Raw genomic sequence first — 22,183 nt, 5'->3', positions numbered from 1 at the left:
TTAGTCGTTAATTAAAATCTGAAATAAATGTTTGCAAAATAAGTTGTTCCCATTCCATAGAACATTTTTGGTCCAAACATGCGTTGATAATTTTTATCGATTGCATTGTTGTAGTTACCAATTCTCATTTGTTCAAATCCTCCAGTGACATAACTTTTATTGTTTAAAACATTATTGATCGTTCCTGAAATTCCTGCAGAATATTTACCAATACGGAATGTTTTTCCTAAGTTGATATTCAACATAAATTCATCACTAAATTTTTCTTGTTTTAACACTTGTTTCAATCCTTCTTCAGTTACATTAGGCACAACTGCACCTTGAGCACCTGTAACAAAACCGCTTGTTCTACGGTATGGAGCGATATCAGCATAATTATTCATTAAATAATTCCCTGAAACACCTACCCACCAAAACTTAGGTGCACGATATTCTGCTCCTAAAGAAAATCCTGATTGAGGCCCTGACGCTACTTTATAATTTTCGATATGAGCTGTTCCGAAATTTTTGTAAGGAATACCTTGTACACCAAATTCGTCTGAATATAAATTATAGCTTGGATTATCTTTGTAAATATATTGACCAATAGATGCTACTGCTGATAAAGTAAGAACGGGTAAAACTTGTGCTTCTACAGCCAACTCAGTTCCTAAATATTCTTTACCAACACCAGTCATTACTTCTGATACAAATAATCTACTTTCGTCACTTGTTCCATCGATATAACCAAACGATTTTTCAATTTCATCTTTTGTTCTTGTATAGTATGCAGTAGCACGAGCTTTGATACGTGGCGCTCTTAAAATATATGATAGATCACTTGAGAAAATTTTCGCACTTTCTATTCCATCAACAGTTACATCATTCATACGAGCATTTGGAAAAATTTCATCAGAAGTTGGTGCTTCTGTTTGATACATTACATTTGCTTGCACAAAATTACGTCCGTCTAATTTTACCAAGAAATTAGATTTAACTCCAAAATCTACGAAATCATACGTTTTACTTTTTCCATAAGAACGATCTTTGTACATTTCGTTTTGAAATTTACCATCACGATAGAACTTCGTTAAGGCAGCTTTCATTCCAATCGTTACATCTAAAAATTTTCCTTTGATTTTAGACTGCATATATAAATCTGCATAATCACGGTTAATTTCGTAGTAGTACTCTTGTTTATCTCCTTTTCCAACTCTATCTCTTTCAGAAGCATCACGGTTATCTAAAAGATTAAAGCGATAATAACGTGCTACACCATTATCTACTATAGAGTTATAATCATCTGTATTCAACACATATTGCGCACCCATTAAATCTTGGATCTCACGATACAATTTAGATTTTGTATTTTGGTAAGATGCTGCGATTGTCAAATCGATATTTGGTGCTAACTCTGTTTGGAAATTTGTGTAAGCAGTAGCTGTTTGATCTTCGTTAACATCAGCTGTCAACCAATATGCTGCTCTTCCTGTAGCACTATTTTCATTAGCTCTATATAAATTACCCCAATTTAACTGAGAAATCTCTCCATTTCTCCATTGACCAAGTACTTTATTGTAGTTTGCTTGCTGAAAATCTGTTGGAATTCCATTGATATTGTTACGATCAAAAAGATAATAACTTGGCATGTTTCCATAATACGTTGGTGATGGATTATTTGCATTAAACCAATCTAAACGAGAACCACTTTCTTTACCAAATTGATACGAAAGTGTTGTTGTCAATTTAGATTTTTCATTAATATTCCAATGGTGCGTTAACATATTTACTGGTTCGAAGGTTTTCTTCACACGTTCGTTACGTTTTTCACCATCTTGCCATCCCCAATACGAATTGTAGTAAATTCCTTTCATATCTACCACTTCTTGTGTATTTGGAGAACCAGTAGAACGACGAGTAGGCGCACCAAAACTTGTCAAGTTTAAGGTATGTTTTTCATTAAACTTTTTCTCTATACCTAAATAGTACGCATAAGCATCATAAAAAGTACCTTCTATAATTCCTTCTTCAGCCCAACGTCTACTTCCTGAAATCATAAATGCCCAACCATTATCCATCAAACCTGTGTTATAGGTTGCCATTACACGATTTCTGTACGAACGATTGGTGTTAGAATAAGCTAAACTTACTCCTTTACGCATTGTCGAAGGACGAGTATCAAAATTTGTTACTCCTCCTAAATCTCCAAAAGCATATTTAGAAGGCTCTAATCCGTATGTTAACTCTTCTGGACGACGAGTAACATCATTTAGACCTCCCCAGTTATTGAAGGTTGCACGTCCATTATCCATTTTGTTCATACGAACTCCATTAAAATGTACGTCATTATATTTGTTATCTAAACCTCTTGGTTTAAACCAATACGAACCTAATTCGTATGCAGATACACGAGCAAAAACGTCGCGTGAAGATTGTAAAAGTCCTGAATTTGAAGCTGTAGAACTTTCATCATCAGATAACTCATCATCTGTTAATGTAATAATACCAACTTCTGCTGTATTTGGATTAAATGTTAATTTAATTTCACCTAAGTCAAGCTCTTTTTGTCCTGCTACAGTGATTTCTTTTTCAAAAGGGTCGTACCCTACGCCATAAACTTGTAATTTGTATGTTCCATCTGGAATATCAACAAACTGAAAATAACCTATACGATCAGTAATCGCAGCATCATTCACTGCGCCTCCGTCTAATCGTACAGTGAGGTTATAAACCTCTTCACCAGTTGCAGCATTTTTAGCCACCCCAGTAACCTTTGTCTGCGCCTGTGCAAAAGCGACAGTTGCAGCAAAGACCGAAAGACTTAACAATAATTTGTTCATTCAAACGAATTTTTATTTATAAATTAGCTATCTAAAAAAAATAGGACAACAAATTTAGTAAATTCATAATTAATAACATATGTTTAAAATTAATAAATCTTTAACTTTATTAATAATCTTTAATTTATTTTTAACGTTAACTACTCAAGCTCAAACTAAATATGCGAGTGCGACAGTCGCTTTTTATAATGTTGAAAATATTTTTGACACCATAAAATCGGTGGGATATATTGACGGAACATTACCATTTAATGATAAAAATTATCATATCCAGATTGCAGAATCTGACATTTCAAAGTACGAAACAGAAGATTTCAAACAAAGTTACACCTACGAAAACATAAAAGGAAAGAAAATTATTCGTCCTTTAATTCTTCAAGAAGAGTTTTTACCAAATGGGAATAAAAGATGGAATACGCAAAAATATTTTCAAAAAATCAATAATATTTCAAAAGTAATTAGCGAATTAGGCGCTGATGTTACAAATACCGCACCTGTTATTGTAGGGATTTGCGAAATTGAAACGAAAGAAGTTTTAGAAGATTTAGCAAACAGTTCGGCTTTAAAAAAATACGATTATGGTGTTGTTCATTTTAATTCATTTGATGCCAGAGGAGTTGACACAGGTTTATTGTATCAAAAATCTCGTTTCAAAGTAATTGAAGCAAAACCTCATCCTATTTTTAATTATGATGCAGATGGTAGACGTCGATACACACGTGATATTTTACAAGTGACTGGATTATTAGATGGAGAAGAAATTACGTTTTTAGTTAACCACTGGCCATCTCGTAGTGGAGGAGAAAAAGCTTCGATGCCAGCTCGTATGGAAGCTGCAAAAGTGATGAAAGGTATTTTTGAAGATTTAAAAGCTCAAAATCCGAATGCAAAAGTAATTGCAATGGGAGATTTTAATGATGATCCTATTTCACCAAGTATCAAAAACACATTCAATCCTGCTGGAGAAATTTCTAAATCAACAGAAAACGGCTACTATAATCCAATGTTACCTTTATACAAAAAAGGAATTGGGACTTTAGCTTATCGTGATGCTTGGAATTTATTTGATCAATTTATATCTACTTCATCATTGGTTACAAAAAACAAAGATTATTCTTCTTATAAAATCTTTAAAACAGAGGTTTTTAACAAAGATTATCTAATTGCAACAGAAGGTGCATACAAAGGTTTTCCAAATCGTATGTGGAGTGGTGATACATATCGTGCAAATGGTTACTCTGACCACTTCCCTGTTTACACAATCTTATTAAAACAAGTGAAATAATATGAATAAATTAGCACAATTATTTGGTCAAAAAAATAATCGTCTTCTTACAATATACACAACTGCTGGGTATCCAAATTTATCGGATACCCCATTTGTTTTAAGAGAATTAGACAAAAACAAAGTTGATATTATAGAAGTCGGAATTCCATATTCTGATCCTTTAGCAGATGGTCCAACAATTCAAGCAACGAGCGAAAAAGCTTTGGCCAATGGAATGACATTGAATATTTTATTCGAACAATTAAAAGATGTAAAGGATGAAATTTCTGCACCTATTGTATTAATGGGTTACTATAATCAAGTCATGACATTTGGATTAGAGAAGTTTTTACAGCATTGTAAAGAGAGTGGTGTTTCTGGATTGATATTACCCGATATGCCTTACGATATTTACTTGACTCAACACAAAGAACTTTTCGAAAAGTATGATCAAAATGTTACGTTCTTAATTACGCCTTTAACAACCGAAAAACGTGTAAAAGAGATCAACGATGCTACTTCTGGTTTTGTTTACATTGTATCAAATTCTGCGACAACAGGAGCAACAACTTCTAATTATAACGAAGATTTTTTATCAAACATCAAGAATTTAGGGTTAACGAAACCTCATCAAATTGGATTTGGCATCTCGACTAAACAAGATGTAGAAAAAGCATGGGAATTTGCAAATGGTGCAATTATCGGAAGTGCATTTTTACGTGTTTTAGAAAAAGCTGAGGGCAATTATTCTGAAGCGATTAAAAATTACATTTCGAGTTTGAGATAAATTTCCTACGAAAAAACATACAAACAAAAAAGCAAGCCCTCGTAAAGGCTTGCTTTTATATTTGAAACATGTTTTTCTATTTATTCTACAATCAAGATAAAATAGTTCTTTTTACCTTTTTGTAATAACACGTATTTATCTGCTATTAAATTTTCTGTTGTCAATACAAAATCATCTGCAACTTTTTCTTTGTTAACTGAAATTGCATTTGCTTTTAACTCACGTCGCGCTTCAGAATTCGATTTCAAGAAACCTGTTTTATCCGCTAACGCAGCTACAATATCTAATCCTGCTTCGATATCTGTCATCGCTACAGTTGCTTGTGGTACACCTTCGAAAACTGATAAAAATGTTTCTCCATCCAATTCTTTTAAATCTTCTGAAGTCGATTTTCCGAATAAAACCTGAGAAGCCTTTTCTGCTTTTCTCAATTCTTCGACACCATGAACTAAAATCGTAATCTCAGTTGCTAATTTACGTTGTAATTCACGTAAATGCGGTTCTTGACGGTGACGTTCGATCAAATCATCAATCGCTTCTTTTTCTAAGAAAGTATAAATTTTGATGTAACGTTCTGCATCTGCATCTGCTTGATTTAACCAAAATTGGTAAAATTTATACGATGATGTTCTTTTTTTGTCTAACCAAATATTTTCTCCTCCTTCAGATTTACCAAATTTAGAACCATCAGCTTTTGTTGTTAATGGACAAGTAAACGCAAACGCTTCTCCTTGAACTGTACGTCGAATTAATTCTGTTCCTGTCGTAATATTTCCCCATTGATCAGAACCTCCCATTTGCAATTTAACACCTAACTCTTTGTATAAATGCAAATAATCGTAACCTTGAATTAATTGGTACGTAAATTCTGTAAACGACATTCCGACATTAGACTCTGATGAAAGACGCGATTTTACTGAATCTTTCGCCATCATGTAGTTAACTGTAATATGTTTCCCTACGTTACGAGCAAAATCAATAAAAGAGAAATTTTTCATCCAATCGTAGTTATTCACCAATAAAGCTGAATTACCATTGTTCGTATCAAAATCTAAGAAACGAGATAATTGCGCTTTAATTCCAGCTACATATTTATTTAATGTTTCTTCATCTAACAAACTTCTTTCTGCAGCTTTACCAGTTGGATCTCCAATAAATCCTGTTGCACCACCAACCAAAGCAATTGGACGATGTCCGTGACGTTGTAAATGAACCAATAAGAAAATCGGAACCAAACTTCCTACGTGAAGAGAATCTGCAGTAGGATCAAAACCTACATAACCAGAAGTCATTTCTTTATTTAGTTGTTCTTCTGTCCCTGGCATTATATTGTGAACCAGTCCTCTCCAAGTCAATTCTTCAATTAATGGATTCATAGTATATTTAATGTGTTTTTTATCTAAATTTTACGAGTTACAAAGTTACTATTTTTCAGTAATATTAATAGTGAATAAAGAGATAAAAAAAATCAAGGTTTTCCAAATGGAAAACCTTGATTTGAGATATAATTATATGAGGATAAAATTATATTAAAAAAATGTTATGAAGGATTTTGTTCACATAAAGGATTAGAATTTAATTCTGAACGAGGAATAACCCAAGTCCATCTTAAATCTGTAGCCGGAACTTCCCATACGTTGTTTATAACAGCTGCTACAGCACCAGTATCACGACGATTAAGGGCAGATTTTGTACGTTTTAAATCGAAGAATCTGAATCCTTCTCCCCATAATTCGATACGACGGTGTAAATACAACTCGTCTAAATAAGCTTGTCCCGATGTTGTAAATGATGTAAATTCTGTATCTCTTGCTTGTGCTAATTCAGTCAAAACACTCTTAGAACCTGCTTCGTCTCCTAAATAATATTTTGCTTCGGCTTCTATTAGGTACATTTCTGCTACTCGCATAAAAGGAACATCACCCAACGCAACATTATTATCTTTATTTTTTGTTAAAAATTTTTGAGATGTATATGGGTATTTTGAATAACTCGATGGCAAACCTAAGTCTGGATGATTTCCTGTTGGATCAACTACTTGCGCACGAACATCCGATGTTGGAAAAGCAGCATATAACTTATGATTCATCACTTTTGGAGCTTGACGAATTTGTGTTGAGTTATAATTACGAGACATATATGCATGAAAGTTTCCAAAGAAATCAGTTTGATCATCTTGAATTGCAATTCCCCACATCCATTCTTTATTGGTAAAATCATTAAAACCTTTCAGATAATCTTCTGATGGCATCAATGTTTTATTCTTTCTTGCTAAAGCCGCATATTGTGCTGCTTTCGCATAATCTTGTTGCACCAATGCGACACGAGCTTTAAGTCCTTGTACGTTATCTAAAGAAAAATGTGAGTTGTGTAGTTTAGAAATACCTGTTAATTGTTTTTCAGCTTGATCTAAATCTGACCAAATTTGTTTATACACTTCTTCTACTGTAGATCTTTCTTTAGGATCTTCCATTAACTCTGGTGAAGGATCTAAGCGAATAACTACTCCTAATTGAGAATTCGTTTTTCCTGCTTCGTATCTATTAGCATACAATTGAACTAATTGAAAATAGCCAAAAGCTCTGTAAGCATATGCTTGTCCAATTGCATTATTCTTTAATGTTTGATTACCTCCTGCATCTTGCCCATATGTAATAACATTATTTGCATTACGCATCATAGAGTACCAAAAATTCCATGGATAAGCGATATTTCCTGAAGATTCGTTGTTAATATCTAACCATCTCAATGTAGAAACGAACCATCCGTTACCTGTAGAAGGAAACACAACATCATCACCTAATACATCACTTACAATTAATTGGGCTGTATATCCATTTTGACCTTGTGAAGAGTTTTGTCTAACATACATATTTCTATGCATCCCGTTAATAATCGTCATCAAGTTTTCTCCTGTAGAATATGCTGTTTCATCTCCAATTTCTGAAGTAGGAATTGTATCTAAGAAATCATCAGCACATGATGTTAAGGATAGAGAAGTCCCTAAAACTATTGCTGCTAATATATATTTTACTTTTTTCATTGTTTATTTTTTTTAAAATTGAACATTTAACCCTACACTCACAATTCTTGATGGTGTATAACGGTATGATGTTGTTCCATTAAACGACTGTACTGGTTCTAAACCTTTTCTAGCTGTCCAGCTTACAAGATTTTCTCCACTTAAGAACAGTTTTAAAGAAGACAATCCAAATCTGTCAATTTGATCTTTCTTAAAAGAGTATCCAAATGTTGCTGATCTAAATGCTAAATAATCTGAATCTACCAACCAACGTGATGAAGCTGCTAAATTTTGGCTCACATTATTAGTTGATAATTTAGGAATGTTCGTCACCTGTCCTGGAGTTGACCATGCATTTAGCATATCAATATGGATTGCTCCTCCATCTGGTGCTGTGTCAATTAAGTTAGCATAATTTCCATCGTAAGTTTGTCCTCCAATTTGATAAGTAAACAATGTATTCAAGAAGAAACCTTTGTACGAAAAGTTATTAGAAAAACTTCCGTATACATCTGGAATAGAAGATCCTACATATCCATACTCTGCGTTATTATGATTTACAGTATAAGCTTTTCCGTCAATGATACGCGTACTTGTATCATTATCTTTTTCAGGGTCTTGTACATATAATGCACGACCATCAGAAGGGTCTACACCATGATACTTTCTTAACCAAAAATCGTATAAAGAGCGACCTACTGCCAAACGTTTTGTTCCGTTAATAATTTCTTCTTGACCATTTGGCATTGTTAAGATTTCATTTTTGATTGTAGATGCATCTACATTTAAATCCCAACGGAAGTTTTCGTTACGGATAATACCGAATTGTAAAGCAATCTCAATTCCTGAATTCTCTAGATCTCCAATGTTTTTGTTAAAACTATTCCCTGGTACTCCTGATGAGTTTGGTGTTGGAACTGCGAAAATTAAATCTTCAGTTTTACGTTTGTAATATTCAACACTACCGGAAATTCTATTATTTAAGAAACTAAATTCTAATGCAACATCAAATTGCTTATTTGTTTCCCATGTTAAATCAGGATTACCCATTTGAGATAAATAAATACCTCCATTCATCCCATTATTGTATCCTAAATCATATAAATTCAAATCAGCTTGATATCCTGGTGCTTCGGACATTCCTCCATCATTCCCAACTTCTCCATAAGATGTTCTTAATTTTAATAGATTAACAAAACTTGAATCTCTCAAGAATGATTCTCTATGGATATTCCAAGCTGCACCTGCTGACCAGAATGTTCCTTTATCTCTACCTTGTGCAAAACGAGAAGATTGATCTTGTCTTACCGAAGCCGATAAAGAGTAAGTACTATTGTAATCATAATTAACACGTCCAAAGTAAGATTCTTTTCTTAAATCGATTGAGTATCCAGTATTACTTGTATTTACGATAAAGTTTGATAATTCTCTAATCCCTCCAACAACTTCGTGTGTTTTTCTCGTATAAGCATATTGTATATTACGATCAATAGACTCGTGTCCTAAATCTACTTGTAAGTTATGTAGTCCGAATGATTTTTGATAAGATAAAATTTGATTTAAAGTTAATGATGTTGTTTTTTGTCTTGTAATCCCTAATGCAGCTGTACCAATTGCATCTCCAATTTCTTTGTTCTGATAAGATTTGAAGTTATAATTTTGGATATCATATGCAACATTCGTTCTAAATGTTAATCCTGGTAACAAATTAAACTCTGCAAAAGTTCTGGTAAAAACAGCATTCGTTTCACGGAAACGATCGTTTAATAATGTTTCTTGCAAAACATTACGTCCTACTCCTGCTCCTGCTCCACGACCTCTTGTAAAAGTACCATCATATCTTACGTTACCATTTTCATCGTACATTCTTTTCCCTTCATCATCGTATAAATACGGTGAATATATTGGCCCCATAAAACGTGCAGTATAAAATGGATTAATATAAGATGAACCTTCTCCATCTTCTGCTTGTTTAGATTTTGTTAATGCACCCGTTATATCTGTACCAATTTTCAACCATTTACTTACACGAGAATCTACATTTACACGAGCGTTATATCTTTCGAAGTCAGATTTTATAATATAACCTTCTTCATTATTATAACCTAAAGATGCAAAGTAATTTGTATCATCAGAAGCACCTGCATAACTCAAGTTATATTGTTGAAGAGATCCAACTCTAGTCACAGCATCCATCCAATCAAAGTCGTTATATAACATTGACGCATTTGGGTTCAACTCACCATTAATAATCACCTCATTATTTGGAACATTATAAATGTTGTTTTTCAAATTCTGAGTTATCAAATTATTTGATGCCCATTGATTCGCTTGTTCTACTGTAGCATTTGGGTTTGATTCTAAATAACCATTACGCATTGATGTCCAAGTCAATTTATAATAATCTTCAGCTCCTACCTTAGCATACTCAGGCACCCCTCTTGTTACAACTCCGGTATTCGAGCTAAATGTGAACTTCCCTTTATTTCCTTTCTTCCCCTTTTTTGTCGTAATCATTACAACTCCATTTGCAGCTGCAGATCCGTATAATGAAGTAGATGAAGCGTCTTTTAGAACACTAAACGATTCGATATCATTCGGATTAATATCAGACAAAGACCCTGTGAAAATAGCACCGTCAACAACAAATAATGGTGAATTTGATAAATTATAAGAAGAAATACCTCTTATTCGAATATTAGCACCAGAACCAGGTTGTCCTGTAGAAGTTGAAAATTGAACTCCAGGAGCTCCACCTTCTAAGGCTTTTGCAACATTAGTTAATGCACGATCTTCAAAAACTTCAGATTTAATCTGAACATTAGAACCCACTACGGTTTCTTTCTTTTGAACACCATAAGCTGTAACTACAGTTTCTTGTAAATCTACAGTACTAGTTTTTTTAGGATTGATTACTCCTAAATTATTACTTGTAACTATATACTCTTCGCCATTAATAACTAAAATATCTCCAACTTTAGCATCAATGTCAAAATTTCCATTTTCGTCTGTATACACAATATTCTGAGTTCCTTTTACAGAAACTTCAATGTCAGACTCTGGAAAACCATTTGCATCATTCACTGTCCCTTTTGTTTGAGCAAATACAAGTGTACTTAACCCAAGAAAAGCGATCAATGATAAAGAAGTCATTTTTTTTCTCATGTGTTTTTGATTTATCTAATGCAATATTAACATTTTTTAACACATTTCCAAAAAAATCATAATTTTAACACAAAAAACCACTTATAATTACATATTTTTAATTATTCAATATAATCTTTTGTTATTTAACACATTAAAAAACACGTTCAATGCAAACGCTTTTTGAAAACGAAAAATTCAAATGGATTAATTTACATAATCCAACGAAAGAAGAATTAGATGAAATTGCAACAAAATATAATTTTCAGAAATTAACGATAGAAGATAGTTTAGAACCTGGCCATTTACCAAAATACGAATCAGATGATCAAAATGTTTCGTTTTTATTGATTCGGTTTTTTGATAAAGAACATCGCATGTTGAAAAACATCATTCGAGAATTTAGTCACAAAATCAGTATTTACATAGGAACAGATTTTATCGTGACTGTTCATCAAAAAGAAACGGATATGTTTGATCGTATTCAGGAAAAATATCTTTCAAATCCTGATTTATCCAAAATAACGATTAAAGGAATTTTGTATCGAATCATTTCCGAAACAATCAAAACTTACGAACAACCGGCTTACAGAATGGATGAAGGTGTTGACTTATTAGAACAAATGATTTTTTCAGATGATTTTAGAAGAATCAAACTTCAAAACCTTTATCAAATTAAACGAGAAGCAACCGCTTGTAAAAAAATATTAGATTATACATTAGAAGCGTTGAAAGAATATCGATTAGATCATAAACGCACAAGTTCCTCTCAAGATTTAATCGAAGAGAATGTAAAAATGCTGCATTTGCATTCACAAATTGTTGATGATGTCCAAAGTTTACTATCTATTTATCTTTCGATTAACGGTCAGAAATCGAATGAAATCATGCAAACTTTAACCATTTTTTCTGCATTTTTCTTACCCTTAACTTTTATCGCTGGAATTTATGGAATGAATTTCGATTTCATGCCCGAGTTAAATTACAAATTAGGCTATCCAATTTGTTTACTTGTCATGTTATTAGTGGTAATTTTTATTTACTTTTGGTTCAGGAAAAAAAAATATTTATAATTCAGTATGATTTTCGTAACGGGAGGAACAGGTTTGGTTGGCGCGCATTTGTTGGTAGAATTGGCAAAAAAGCAACAACCTATTCGTGCTTTAAAACGAAAAACATCGAACACAGAAACCATCCAAAATTTCTTTGCGGAACAAAATGCTTCGCAATTTTATCAATTTATTCATTGGATTGATGGTGATTTGTTGGATATAACTGAACTTCCGAATTTATTAGACGGGATTGAAACAATTTATCACGCTGCTGCTTTTGTTTCATTTGATGAACGTCAAGAAGAAGAAATTTTCAATACGAATATTTTAGGAACTGAATCTTTAGTAAATGAAGCGATAGATACCGGAATAAAGGAGTTTTTCTTTATCAGCTCGATTGCTTCCATGGATGATATTAATCCTGTTACAAAAATGATTGATGAACTTTCTCCTTGGAACAATAGCTTAACGCATTCGTCGTATTCTATTTCAAAATTTAGAGCTGAGATGGAAGTTTGGCGCGCTTCACAAGAAGGTGTTAAGGTAATTATTATTAACCCAGGTGTCATCATCGGGACGTTAGATACAAAACGCGCAAGCGAAAGTTTGTTCCAACAAAATTCCTCGAAAAATGATTATGCTCCTTCTGGCGGAACAGCTTTTGTTGATGTACGAGACGTTGTCAATATTTTATTTCAGTTGATTGACAAGCAACTTTTTAATCAAAAATTCATTGTAATTTCTGAAAATAAAACATACAAAGAAGTATTTGATTATGTCGCAATCAATAGCAAGCGATCTGTAAAAAATGTTTCGAATTCAACGTTAAAAATCATTAAAAACCTTTCTATTTTCAGTCGCATTTTTGGAGGAAAATACATGACGAAAGCCAATTATTATTCGTTAACATCTGTGACAAATTACGATAATTCCAAAGTCGTAAAAGCATTAGATTACAATTTCATTTCGGTAAAAGATGCCGTGGATTATCATTATACTCGTTTTCAAAAACTAAATTCTACAAAATAGTTTACTTTTGTTTTATGGAACAACAATTCATTTCAACACTTTCAATAACTGCTTCAGAATTAACATCAGGAAGCGTTTCAGCTAAAAGTCCATCAAATATTGCGTTGGTTAAATATTGGGGAAAAAAGAAAAATCAAATTCCAACCAATAGCTCTATCAGTTACACATTAACGAATAGTTACACGGAAACTGAATTAAGATTTTCTCCAAAAACTTCAGATACTTTTGAGGTAGACGTTTATTTGGAAGGTGAATTAAAAGAAAGTTTTGCACCAAAAATCATTACTTTTTTTGAACGAATTACCGCTTATATTTCATTCTTAAAGCATTATAAATTTGAAGTCCATACGCACAACTCTTTCCCACACAGCTCTGGAATTGCTTCTTCGGCATCTGGAATGTCTGCATTGGCGTTATGTTTAGTGCAAATAGAAAATTTATTAGGCGCAAATTTATCTGAAGAAAATGCTTTGAAAAAAGCTTCTTTTTTAGCACGTTTAGGTTCTGGAAGTGCTTGTCGTTCGGTTTACAAAGGTTTGGTTGAATGGGGAGAAAATGACTTCATTGAAGGAAGTTCAGATTTATTTGGAACAAAATATCCTGATGCAGAAATTCATGATGTTTTCAAAACTTTTCATGATACCATTTTATTGATTCACGAAGGTCAAAAATCAGTTTCTTCTACTGTTGGTCATAACTTGATGAATGGACATCCATATGCGGAACGTCGTTTTGTAGAAGCAAATGAAAATTTAGAAAAATTATTAGCTATTCTGAAAGCTGGTGATGTGAAAGCATTTGGAGAATTAGTGGAACACGAAGCCCTAACGTTGCACGCCATGATGATGATGTCGAATCCTGCGTTTATTTTGATGAAACCAAATACAGTTGCAGCTTTAGAAAAATTGTGGGAATTCCGTCGTGAAACAGGAAATCATTTGTATTTCACTTTAGATGCTGGTGCAAATGTACATTTACTATATCCTGAGCAAGATGCGGAAGCGATTGAAATCTTCATCAAAAATGAATTAAAACAATTCTGTCAAAACGGAAATTACATAAAAGATAAAGTGAGTTTTTAATCACTTCTAAAATAAAAAAGGTTGTCAATTTATTTGATGACCTTTTTTATTCTATTATTTGTCCCGTCCTGAAATAGCGATACAAAAAAGAAATCGTTATTATGGAAGAAAGAAGCAATTATGTCAAACGTACTCAGCGCGATTACAGTATGTCTTTTAAGTTGAATGTTGTAAAAGAAATTGAGTCTGGGGAATTATCTACTGTGGGCGCTTGCCGTAAGTATGGCATCCAAGCCCGAAGTACAGTTATGAGTTGGCTCAGAAAATTTGGTACCTTTGATTGGGAGAACCAAACACCCTCGAATATGCCAAAGTCACCAGAACAAAAGATCATGGAGCTTGAAGCCCAAGTAAAGCTTTTGCAAAAGCAGAAGGCTTTACTTGAGAAACAAGCTTATGTGGCTGATAAAAAAGCCATTATTTTCGATATGATGATTAACCTTGCCGAAGAGGAATATCAAATTGATATACGAAAAAACTCACCACCCGAACTATCGATTCTTTCCGAAAGGAACAAAAAGAAACCATAAGTTTCTCCTGTGAATTGTTCGGGGTTGACCGACAGGTTTATTATCGTCATTTGAAACGAAGAGCAAAGCGGCAACAAAATGCACAGCAGGTTGTGGATTGGGTAGCAGAGCTGCGAATGATTCATCCAAAAATGGGTGGAAAGAAACTGTATTTTCTTTTGAAAGAGAAACTTGAAAATTTAAGAATTGGCAGAGACAAATTCTTTGACTTCTTAAGGGCTAACCATTTGTTAATCATTTCCAAAAGAAGTTATCACAAAACTACCAATTCGTATCATCGTTTTAAAAAACATAAAAATTTGATTAAAGATTATCAATACAAAAAGCCTAATAATGTTTGGGTATCAGACATAACTTACTTGGGAAACAGAGAAAACCCAGCCTATTTAAGCTTGATAACCGATGCTTATTCTAAGAAAATCGTAGGCTTTGACGTGTCGGATTCTTTGGCTACAGCATCTTGTTTAAATGCTCTAAAAATGGCATTGAAAAAAGAAAACCCGAAGAGTCTTATTCATCACTCAGACAGAGGATTACAATATTGTTCCGATGATTATCAAAAGTTATTAAAAAAGCATAAAATACGTTGTAGTATGACACAAGAATCAGATCCTTATGAGAATGCCATAGCCGAAAGAATTAATGGAATTTTAAAACAAGAGTATGATATTGATAAATTTAATGTAGATTTGAATACAAGAAAGATTTTGGTCAAACAAACCGTAGAGATTTATAATGAGTTCAGACCACACTTGTCAAACCATTATTTAACGCCGATGCAAATGCACCAACAACAAGAATTAATACCAAAATCGTACAAAAAGAAAAACAGTACAAATACGAATATATGTACTGTTTAAAATAAAATTTTATTGGTCTAATCCTGTATCATTTTTTCAGGACGTTACAATTTATTGGTTTCTCCTTTCCCAAAAATAACCAAACTCAAAAAAACACTCATTCCGATAACGACAATAATGTTGCCTAATCCAATTTCTATCGGGAAAAAAACTAATCGTATTGCGAAAATAGTTGTTGTAAATAGAACTACTTTTAACCAAAAAATGTAATCAAATTTAGTTTTTGGAAGAATTTGTTTTGGCATTTTATAAATCCAAAAAGCAATAAAAATCGCACCTAAAAATGTGCTAAAATGTTGTAGAAATTTATATCCGCCATGTTCAAGTTATAAGTGCAACTGGCCAAGTAGATTTTAGTTTTTCGATAGGGCTAATATAGCCAAACTTTCTTACTCTTCTATTGTTAATTAATTTTTCTATTTGTTTGATTCTTAGGTTACTTACTAAATTCAGGTCTGTTTTCTTTGGTAAAAATCTTCTTATCAAGCCTATTCTGTTCTCAACAGTTCCTTTATCTTGCGAGGTGTAGGGTCGGGTGAAATAGGTTTTGATATGGTGTTTTTCGGCTATTTGTTTGTGTCCGGCAAACTCTTTTCCGTTGTCAAAAGTCATGGTTTTGATCCAGCTGCTACCTATTCTGGATATTCTTTTATTGATTAATTCTTGAATGTTTTGAGCGTATTTTCCTTGCAATTTGTCTAAGGTGGTTACCAAAGTTGCTCGGTCTGTCATCACTAATAGAGCTGATTTGTGGTCTTTCCCCATCATTAAATCGACTTCGATGTCTCCCAATCTTTCTCGTTGTTCAACTACTTTTGGACGTTTCTCAATGGATACTCTGTCTTTGATTATACCTCGGGTTTGTTTATAGTTGCCTCTTTTGAATCTGCGTCTGCCATGTCTTAAAAATTTATACAGATTTTTATAGGGCGCGTCAGCTCTGCGATTACTCTTTTTACAGTCCCATATCCATTGATAGATGCATTCTAGAGAAACACCCTGAACGCCCATGCACTTCCATTCTACAGCAATCAATTCTGGACTTAGTTGTTCATTCTTTAACCAATTAGCTGCCTGATTTTTAAGCGACTTTGTGAATTTTACTGCCTTGTTTTTTTGTTTGTGCCTTAAACTTGTTTTTTCTTGCGCCAAATCAGGAATATAGCTACCTGCGTGTAGACCACGCTTGCCAATATTTCTTTGTAATTCACGCGTGATGGTAGATTTATGTACGCCTATTAAATCAGCAATATCTTTTTTGCTTTTTCCTGCGGTCAAAAGTATTCCAATTTGGTATCTTTGTTCCTGGTCGAGTTGTTTATATATTTTTTTTACAAATCAAATTTAGCACTTGGCTAATCATTGGGGGCTAGCCCCCAATGATTTAATTTGAGTTGCACTTATTTGTTGAACTTAGATCCTTTTATTTCGAAATTATTGAAAGGAATTTGAAACCAAGTTTCCTCTAAAGCTGGAATTAATTTCGTAAAATATCCCATTCGTGGGTGAAAGCATCCCAAAAAAGATGCGAATAAGCTCCTATTATAATTGAAAGAATCACAATTATCCAATGTTTTTTAAAATAGTAAATCCAATCAAAATTTAGAAATTGAGCAAATCGTTCTTTTAAAAAAATAGGTAAATGATGAATTAAAATATTTCGGACAAATAGGTAAAAAACGAAACAATAAATAAGAGCAATTGGTAAGTCAAAATACAAAACACCCCAGAACAAATGACTGTGCGTCGCTATAATCTCCATTCGAGAGAAATATTCTAAATCTGGCGACATCGAACCAATGATTAATCCCGTCATCGAAAACCAATTCGATTTTAGTTTTTTTAGCGGAAGAATAATTGCTGGATGGCAAAAAGTTAGTGGCATTTAGAGTTTATTTTGATGCAAAGTAAATCAAAATATCCATTAACTACCAAAACGTTTGATGTTAACTTTTCGTTCCTTAATTTTCAGAATAAGCGGTTCATATTCTGTATTTTGTTCCTTTTCTACCGTTATTTTATTCAAATATGTTTTTGCATAAACATGTTCTGGTAAACTATTTTCAACAAGATGAAATGTATAATTTCCGACAGGTAAAAAAGCTGTATATTCACCTCTATCATTTGTTTTAACTGTAAAAATCTGTCCATTTTCGTGATTAAAAACCAACGTAAACCCGAATAAATTTGCCGAAACCTGATACTCCAAATTTGAAGATAATTCATACTCAACTTTCCCTCTCACAACACCAGTTTGTTGCATTGGAATAGAAATAGAAGTCGTTTTAGAATTAATATTAACCGCATAATCTTGTGCAAACCATTTTTGTCCAGGAAGTTTGATTAAATAATTACCATATGGAACTTTTTTATACTTGATATTACCTTCCAAATCTGTAATAAAGTTAGTTTCATTTATCTTTACATTACGACTATCAGCCACTTTATCACCTTCATCAAAAATACCATTTGCATTGTAATCATAAAACACAAACAAATTTAATGTTCCGTCTTTTACATCTGTTACAGTGCGTTTCGCAGGCAAATTATATTGAACACCAACCTGCAAATAAGTTTGTTTGTTGTTAAAAGTTTTCGAATCATAATGACTAAAATTCGCTTGTGTACTTACAATAAAATTATCAATTGGTTGATAATCCACAGAAGCTCCAAAAGTTAGGGTATTTCCAAAATTTTTGTCAATATTATAATAAGTAGAAACTGCCGTATTCAATTTTTTCTGAAAAAAGCTTTGACGAAAACTCGCCGAAGTTGTAAAACGTTCTAATTGATGATTTAGATTATTCGTCGAATAAACCTCTGCAATCATCATACTTCCTCGTTGATAAATTGAGTTTAACTGAAAGTTTTTCACATTCCACGTTAATTGTCCATAAACAATTGGATCAACCTTACTCAATTCGTTTAGCTCAGAAAATCCTCCCAAAGCATTCAACACCAACTGATGCACACGAGAATTAGACAACCACGTAAATGTTCCGTTCAAATAAGCTGATTTAAAGTCCATCGGCATATACTTAAACGTCTCATAATTCAGAATATTTGATTTTTCTATATTCAATTTAGGAGAAATCGAAACATTAAAATGACTTGCCAATTTGAATGATATACCCGTCTCAAAACGTAACGCTTTCGACTCATTCGCTTGTGTATAATTCATCAAATATGGATCGATAGATTTCGGATTGTTATTGGTAACCGTTAACGAAGACCACAACGAAAATTTAGAAAACGTTCGTTGAAAACGCTGATTAAGATACAATGCTCCACGTCGTGTCCCCGGATAATATCCTGAGCTGTAATAATTGGAACTATAAAAATCAAATTTACCAATTGTTCCAGAAACATTTGCAGAAATCGACATCGAGTTTTCGACATTGTTCGTCTCTTTAAATTTTGATAAACCATACCCAAATTTCATCGAGAAATTCCACTTGTTTGGTGTAATCCATTTGTAACCATTTGTCAAAATAAAGTTCGTTGTAGAATAAGTTCTATCAAACAAAGCTGTTGTTTCTAATTCGTTTTTATCTTTTATTAAAAATCGTCCATTCGCAAAAGTTGTGTTGCTATTCTTGAAAACATCGTTCGTCAAATCATCTAATAAATTGTAATTTTTTTCGACCGTTCCGACTACAATTCGGTTATCATTCTTATCATAATTATTAAACAACATCACTCCACGTCCGTTAACTGGAATATCAAAATCGTTGTTATTGATTGATCCTATTAAAATTCCTTTGTCTTTGCGTTGATATTTCACCCAAGAATCTGTCAAAACCATGTCTTGATTCTTATTCCAAGTTGTTCCATTAATATTATATGCAAATTCATTCAACCCAACCGAAAATTCTTGATGAGCCATTAAATTATAATTCGCATTAGCAGAATTAATATCGCGAGCAGTTAATCGAACATAATTTGAAGAAAAATTGGTCCAATTCTGATTTAGCATTGTTGGATCTATATACACACGATTGGAACTTGCATTCTGAATGGTAAAAAACACATTTCCTGCAAAATCTTTGGTCGTTGTATAACCCGAAACATTTGCCTGAAAACTTTCAATTTTAATCATATCTCGGTCTACATATTTAGAAAATCGAACAATTTTTTCTTGAAAAGCTTCAACTATAAGTCGTTTGTTATTATAAGTATAACTTCCTCTGAAATCAGGAAGTACATTGGTTAACAAAATTTCTTCGGCTTGATTTCCCATATTCATTACTTTTAATTCATAATGAATAGAATCTCCTTCTTGACGGTAAAAAATATTACTCTGGACAGGAAAAATTTTGATGTTTCTCTTTTGCAAAACAACAACTGAAGTAACAGATTTTCCTATTTCTTTTTTACTTAAAAAATCAATAATATTGAATTCTAAATCTAATTTCCCAGCCATTTGCGATTTACTCACCGTAAATTGCATTGGAATAAAAGCCTTCTTGTTTGGATTGATTTTAATTTGAAGATTATCTTGCGAATACGATCTTATAGCCGAAGGAATTTTAAGTCCCAGACGAGCATTTATCGTATCATTGGTTGTATTTTCTAATTGAAGAATAACAGAAAAGTTGTTGCTATCTTCTAATTTAACTTCTTTTATTGTACTAAATTTCAATCCGTTATTTATTGTTTGAGCAAGTAAGTTTTGTCCGCTAACAAGGAAAAGCAGAATAAAAAATACGCTTCGAAAATAATTAATTGAAAAGAACATATTGTTTTACAAAGGTGTAATCGTGTACAGCAAAGAAGTTGAATAATTCCCAGGTTTGCTATTCAAAATTTTATTATCCGACGGAGTTGTAGAATAAATAATATTGTATTTTTTTGAAGCTGTTTTAGAACTATTCGTCATCAATGATTGATTGTAATTCGAAAGTTTTATAACCTTAGAAAGATTATTTGTTTCGATGTCTTTTATCTGAACATTGATTGAATTTAATTCCAAATTCTGTGCATCACTCGATTGTAAATATTGATTAAGCGACGAAACTTGAATATCGTAAGCAGTATCAGAAGAAACTATTAAGCCGTTTTGATATTCTTTCTTCACACCATTTCTATAATCTTGTATTGTATTGAAAACCAATTCTGCATTTACAGCAGAACCATCGACCGCAATAGAAAACGTCGGAGCTGATTCGTAATTTCCGTTTGGACTAATTTGCATTTCAATCGGAAAAAGACTTTTACCAATCAGGGTTCCAAATTCATTCAATAAAGAAAACTCGAATTGAATTGAATAATTGTTCCATGATTTCAGAGCATTTAGATATGTTCCTGCATCTATCACAATATCATAATTCAAGACAATTGCACCATATTTTCCTGTAGTTGTAGCAATAGTCAAAGGAGAATTTCGGATAAAATAATTTGGAGAAAAACTCATCGCGATGTTATTCTGAATAACTCCTAATTGATTTAGCGTAGGATAATTCTCTGAATAATATTGAGAAGTTGTATAATTATTAAATTTTAGCTTCAGTTTTTCGACAGGAAATTCTTTTTTCTGAGAATTTACAATAGGCGAGACAACACGCGCAACTAAAGACCAATTTTTATAATTTAAAGCACCAGACATGTGCATTTCTACAGCTACAACATTAGTCACCGTAACTCCACTACTTCCATTTACTTGCACCCAACCATTATTGTGGGCATTTAACGTAAACTGAGCAGACACTGCCATTGTCAACAATAATGTAATTGTTGAAACTATTTTCTGAAACAAATTATTATTTATCATTTGAGAACGTCAATTCAGCAATTTTCAATTGATCATCTTTCTCAAAACTTAAAGTTGAGGTAACAATATACGAGCCTTTTGGCAAATCCTTTGGCAATGGTATATATACAATTCTTTTATCAGTTGGTAAACTATAAAAAACTGCATCTTGCAATTTTATTTGTTGACCATTTTCTTGATTAATGATTTCATTTCTAATCGTTCCTTCGCTCCAAACATTTCCTTCATTGGAAATATTAAGCACCAAACGGTTTTCAGTTTTATCGTAAACAAAATTTGTAAACTCTACATTTGTATCACGTGCAATATTTAACCGTTGATAAATTTTGACACCTGTACGAATCGAGATTTTAATATTTTCTCCACTTTTGTTTTGTCCATCGATCGGATTTGTTTGCGTGATGTACATCATTGCTGTATGCACACTCTCTGCATTTATCTTTTCAGGAACTTGCATCAGAACTTCTATTTCTTTCGATTCTCTTGGCAAAAGTGTAAATGTATTACTTGGTAAAACTGTGATCCAGTTTGCATTACTTGTTGGTAAAGTATTAGGTTCAGAGACTACATTACCTCCAAACTCATCATACTTCCAATCATTAAAAGAAACAGACAACTCTAATGTATGTGCATCACTTACATTGGTTACCAAAATCTTTTTACGCTCAGACTCACCAGGATTTAACGCAAAATAAGTCCTTGGTGGACTTACAGAAATACCTGATTGTGCACTAATCTTAGTTGAAATGATTAATGCTAAAAAAGAAACGATTGTTAAAAAACGAAGAACTTTCATAAGCAAAAAAAGAAGTGATATTTTT

17 protein-coding genes are annotated in these 22,183 nt (G+C 32.7%); 7 read left to right on the top strand and 10 right to left on the bottom strand.

The annotated features are described in order from the left end of the window. Positions 1-11: 11 nt before the first annotated feature. Positions 12-2,819, bottom strand: a complete 2,808-nt coding sequence (locus tag NZD85_RS10995; RefSeq protein ID WP_260541824.1) for a TonB-dependent receptor — start codon at positions 2,817-2,819, stop codon at positions 12-14. A gap of 79 nt (positions 2,820-2,898) precedes the next feature. Between NZD85_RS10995 and NZD85_RS10990 the strand changes: the two genes are divergently transcribed. Then, the gene (locus NZD85_RS10990) at positions 2,899-4,104 is read left to right on the top strand and encodes an endonuclease/exonuclease/phosphatase family protein (RefSeq protein WP_260541823.1); all 1,206 of its coding nucleotides are present in this window, start codon (positions 2,899-2,901) and stop codon (positions 4,102-4,104) included. A 1-nt stretch (position 4,105) separates the two neighbouring features. Continuing rightward, positions 4,106-4,873, top strand: a complete 768-nt coding sequence (gene trpA / locus NZD85_RS10985; protein ID WP_260541822.1) for a tryptophan synthase subunit alpha — start codon at positions 4,106-4,108, stop codon at positions 4,871-4,873. 80 nt (positions 4,874-4,953) lie between these two features. On the opposite strand, the gene tyrS is transcribed toward trpA, so the two are convergent. The 3 genes from tyrS to NZD85_RS10970 form a co-directional block, all read right to left on the bottom strand. Beyond that, positions 4,954-6,249 (bottom strand): tyrosine--tRNA ligase, encoded by a 1,296-nt coding sequence (gene tyrS / locus NZD85_RS10980; RefSeq protein ID WP_171623276.1) that lies wholly within the window; start codon positions 6,247-6,249, stop codon positions 4,954-4,956. Between the two features lie 164 nt (positions 6,250-6,413). Further along, the gene (locus NZD85_RS10975; protein ID WP_171623277.1) at positions 6,414-7,916 is read right to left on the bottom strand and encodes a RagB/SusD family nutrient uptake outer membrane protein; all 1,503 of its coding nucleotides are present in this window, start codon (positions 7,914-7,916) and stop codon (positions 6,414-6,416) included. A 12-nt stretch (positions 7,917-7,928) separates the two neighbouring features. Beyond that, a complete protein-coding gene (locus NZD85_RS10970; RefSeq protein WP_260541820.1) occupies positions 7,929-11,060 on the bottom strand; it encodes a SusC/RagA family TonB-linked outer membrane protein in 3,132 nt (1,043 codons plus the stop codon). A 149-nt stretch (positions 11,061-11,209) separates the two neighbouring features. On the opposite strand from NZD85_RS10970, the gene NZD85_RS10965 reads away from it, so the two are divergent. The 5 genes from NZD85_RS10965 (at position 11,210) to NZD85_RS10945 (ending at position 15,592) form a co-directional block, all read left to right on the top strand. After that, positions 11,210-12,112: a CorA family divalent cation transporter gene (locus tag NZD85_RS10965; RefSeq protein ID WP_260541819.1), complete on the top strand. Its 903-nt coding sequence runs from the start codon at positions 11,210-11,212 to the stop codon at positions 12,110-12,112. A 6-nt stretch (positions 12,113-12,118) separates the two neighbouring features. Beyond that, positions 12,119-13,120: an NAD-dependent epimerase/dehydratase family protein gene (locus NZD85_RS10960; protein WP_260541818.1), complete on the top strand. Its 1,002-nt coding sequence runs from the start codon at positions 12,119-12,121 to the stop codon at positions 13,118-13,120. Positions 13,121-13,134: 14 nt separating this feature from the next. Then, complete coding sequence (gene mvaD, locus NZD85_RS10955) at positions 13,135-14,202, top strand: diphosphomevalonate decarboxylase (RefSeq protein ID WP_260541817.1); 1,068 nt, start codon at positions 13,135-13,137, stop codon at positions 14,200-14,202. A 101-nt stretch (positions 14,203-14,303) separates the two neighbouring features. Then, complete coding sequence (locus NZD85_RS10950; protein ID WP_260541816.1) at positions 14,304-14,732, top strand: helix-turn-helix domain-containing protein; 429 nt, start codon at positions 14,304-14,306, stop codon at positions 14,730-14,732. Between the two features lie 14 nt (positions 14,733-14,746). Further along, positions 14,747-15,592 carry an IS3 family transposase gene (locus NZD85_RS10945; RefSeq protein WP_260541814.1) on the top strand — a complete coding sequence of 282 codons (846 nt, stop codon included), beginning with the start codon at positions 14,747-14,749 and terminating at the stop codon, positions 15,590-15,592. A 44-nt stretch (positions 15,593-15,636) separates the two neighbouring features. On the opposite strand, the gene NZD85_RS10940 is transcribed toward NZD85_RS10945, so the two are convergent. From NZD85_RS10940 to NZD85_RS10915, 6 genes are all read right to left on the bottom strand, one after another. After that, positions 15,637-15,846, bottom strand: a complete 210-nt coding sequence (locus NZD85_RS10940) for a hypothetical protein (RefSeq protein WP_260544576.1) — start codon at positions 15,844-15,846, stop codon at positions 15,637-15,639. A 67-nt stretch (positions 15,847-15,913) separates the two neighbouring features. Next, a complete protein-coding gene (locus NZD85_RS10935; protein ID WP_260544574.1) occupies positions 15,914-16,918 on the bottom strand; it encodes an IS30 family transposase in 1,005 nt (334 codons plus the stop codon). A 151-nt stretch (positions 16,919-17,069) separates the two neighbouring features. After that, positions 17,070-17,477, bottom strand: coding sequence for a DUF4184 family protein (locus NZD85_RS10930; protein ID WP_260541812.1), 408 nt, complete (start codon positions 17,475-17,477; stop codon positions 17,070-17,072). A 39-nt stretch (positions 17,478-17,516) separates the two neighbouring features. After that, entirely contained in the window at positions 17,517-20,234 is a 2,718-nt protein-coding gene (locus NZD85_RS10925) for a COG1470 family protein (RefSeq protein WP_260541810.1), read from the bottom strand. A gap of 102 nt (positions 20,235-20,336) precedes the next feature. Continuing rightward, the gene (locus tag NZD85_RS10920) at positions 20,337-21,362 is read right to left on the bottom strand and encodes a hypothetical protein (protein ID WP_260541809.1); all 1,026 of its coding nucleotides are present in this window, start codon (positions 21,360-21,362) and stop codon (positions 20,337-20,339) included. After that, positions 21,352-22,158, bottom strand: coding sequence for a fimbrial biogenesis chaperone (locus NZD85_RS10915; RefSeq protein WP_260541807.1), 807 nt, complete (start codon positions 22,156-22,158; stop codon positions 21,352-21,354). The genes NZD85_RS10920 and NZD85_RS10915 overlap by 11 nt, the downstream gene beginning before the upstream one ends. Positions 22,159-22,183 lie beyond the last annotated feature (25 nt).

Origin of the sequence: Empedobacter stercoris (assembly GCF_025244765.1) — a bacterium.
GTDB classification, from domain to species: domain Bacteria; phylum Bacteroidota; class Bacteroidia; order Flavobacteriales; family Weeksellaceae; genus Empedobacter; species Empedobacter stercoris.
Note: the sequence above shows the minus strand (reverse complement) of the source record. Positions and strands in the feature narration are given on the sequence as shown.

Excerpts from the sequence above, each read along its gene's own strand:
- NZD85_RS10995 (WP_260541824.1), bottom strand. The coding sequence starts at position 2,819 with ATGAACAAATTATTGTTAAGTCTTTCGGTCTTTGCTGCAACTGTCGCT.
- NZD85_RS10990 (WP_260541823.1), top strand. The coding sequence starts at position 2,899 with ATGTTTAAAATTAATAAATCTTTAACTTTATTAATAATCTTTAATTTA.
- trpA (WP_260541822.1), top strand. The coding sequence starts at position 4,106 with ATGAATAAATTAGCACAATTATTTGGTCAAAAAAATAATCGTCTTCTT.
- tyrS (WP_171623276.1), bottom strand. The coding sequence starts at position 6,249 with ATGAATCCATTAATTGAAGAATTGACTTGGAGAGGACTGGTTCACAAT.
- NZD85_RS10975 (WP_171623277.1), bottom strand. The coding sequence starts at position 7,916 with ATGAAAAAAGTAAAATATATATTAGCAGCAATAGTTTTAGGGACTTCT.
- NZD85_RS10970 (WP_260541820.1), bottom strand. The coding sequence starts at position 11,060 with ATGAGAAAAAAAATGACTTCTTTATCATTGATCGCTTTTCTTGGGTTA.
- NZD85_RS10965 (WP_260541819.1), top strand. The coding sequence starts at position 11,210 with ATGCAAACGCTTTTTGAAAACGAAAAATTCAAATGGATTAATTTACAT.
- NZD85_RS10960 (WP_260541818.1), top strand. The coding sequence starts at position 12,119 with ATGATTTTCGTAACGGGAGGAACAGGTTTGGTTGGCGCGCATTTGTTG.
- mvaD (WP_260541817.1), top strand. The coding sequence starts at position 13,135 with ATGGAACAACAATTCATTTCAACACTTTCAATAACTGCTTCAGAATTA.
- NZD85_RS10950 (WP_260541816.1), top strand. The coding sequence starts at position 14,304 with ATGGAAGAAAGAAGCAATTATGTCAAACGTACTCAGCGCGATTACAGT.
- NZD85_RS10930 (WP_260541812.1), bottom strand. The coding sequence starts at position 17,477 with ATGCCACTAACTTTTTGCCATCCAGCAATTATTCTTCCGCTAAAAAAA.
- NZD85_RS10920 (WP_260541809.1), bottom strand. The coding sequence starts at position 21,362 with ATGATAAATAATAATTTGTTTCAGAAAATAGTTTCAACAATTACATTA.
- NZD85_RS10915 (WP_260541807.1), bottom strand. The coding sequence starts at position 22,158 with ATGAAAGTTCTTCGTTTTTTAACAATCGTTTCTTTTTTAGCATTAATC.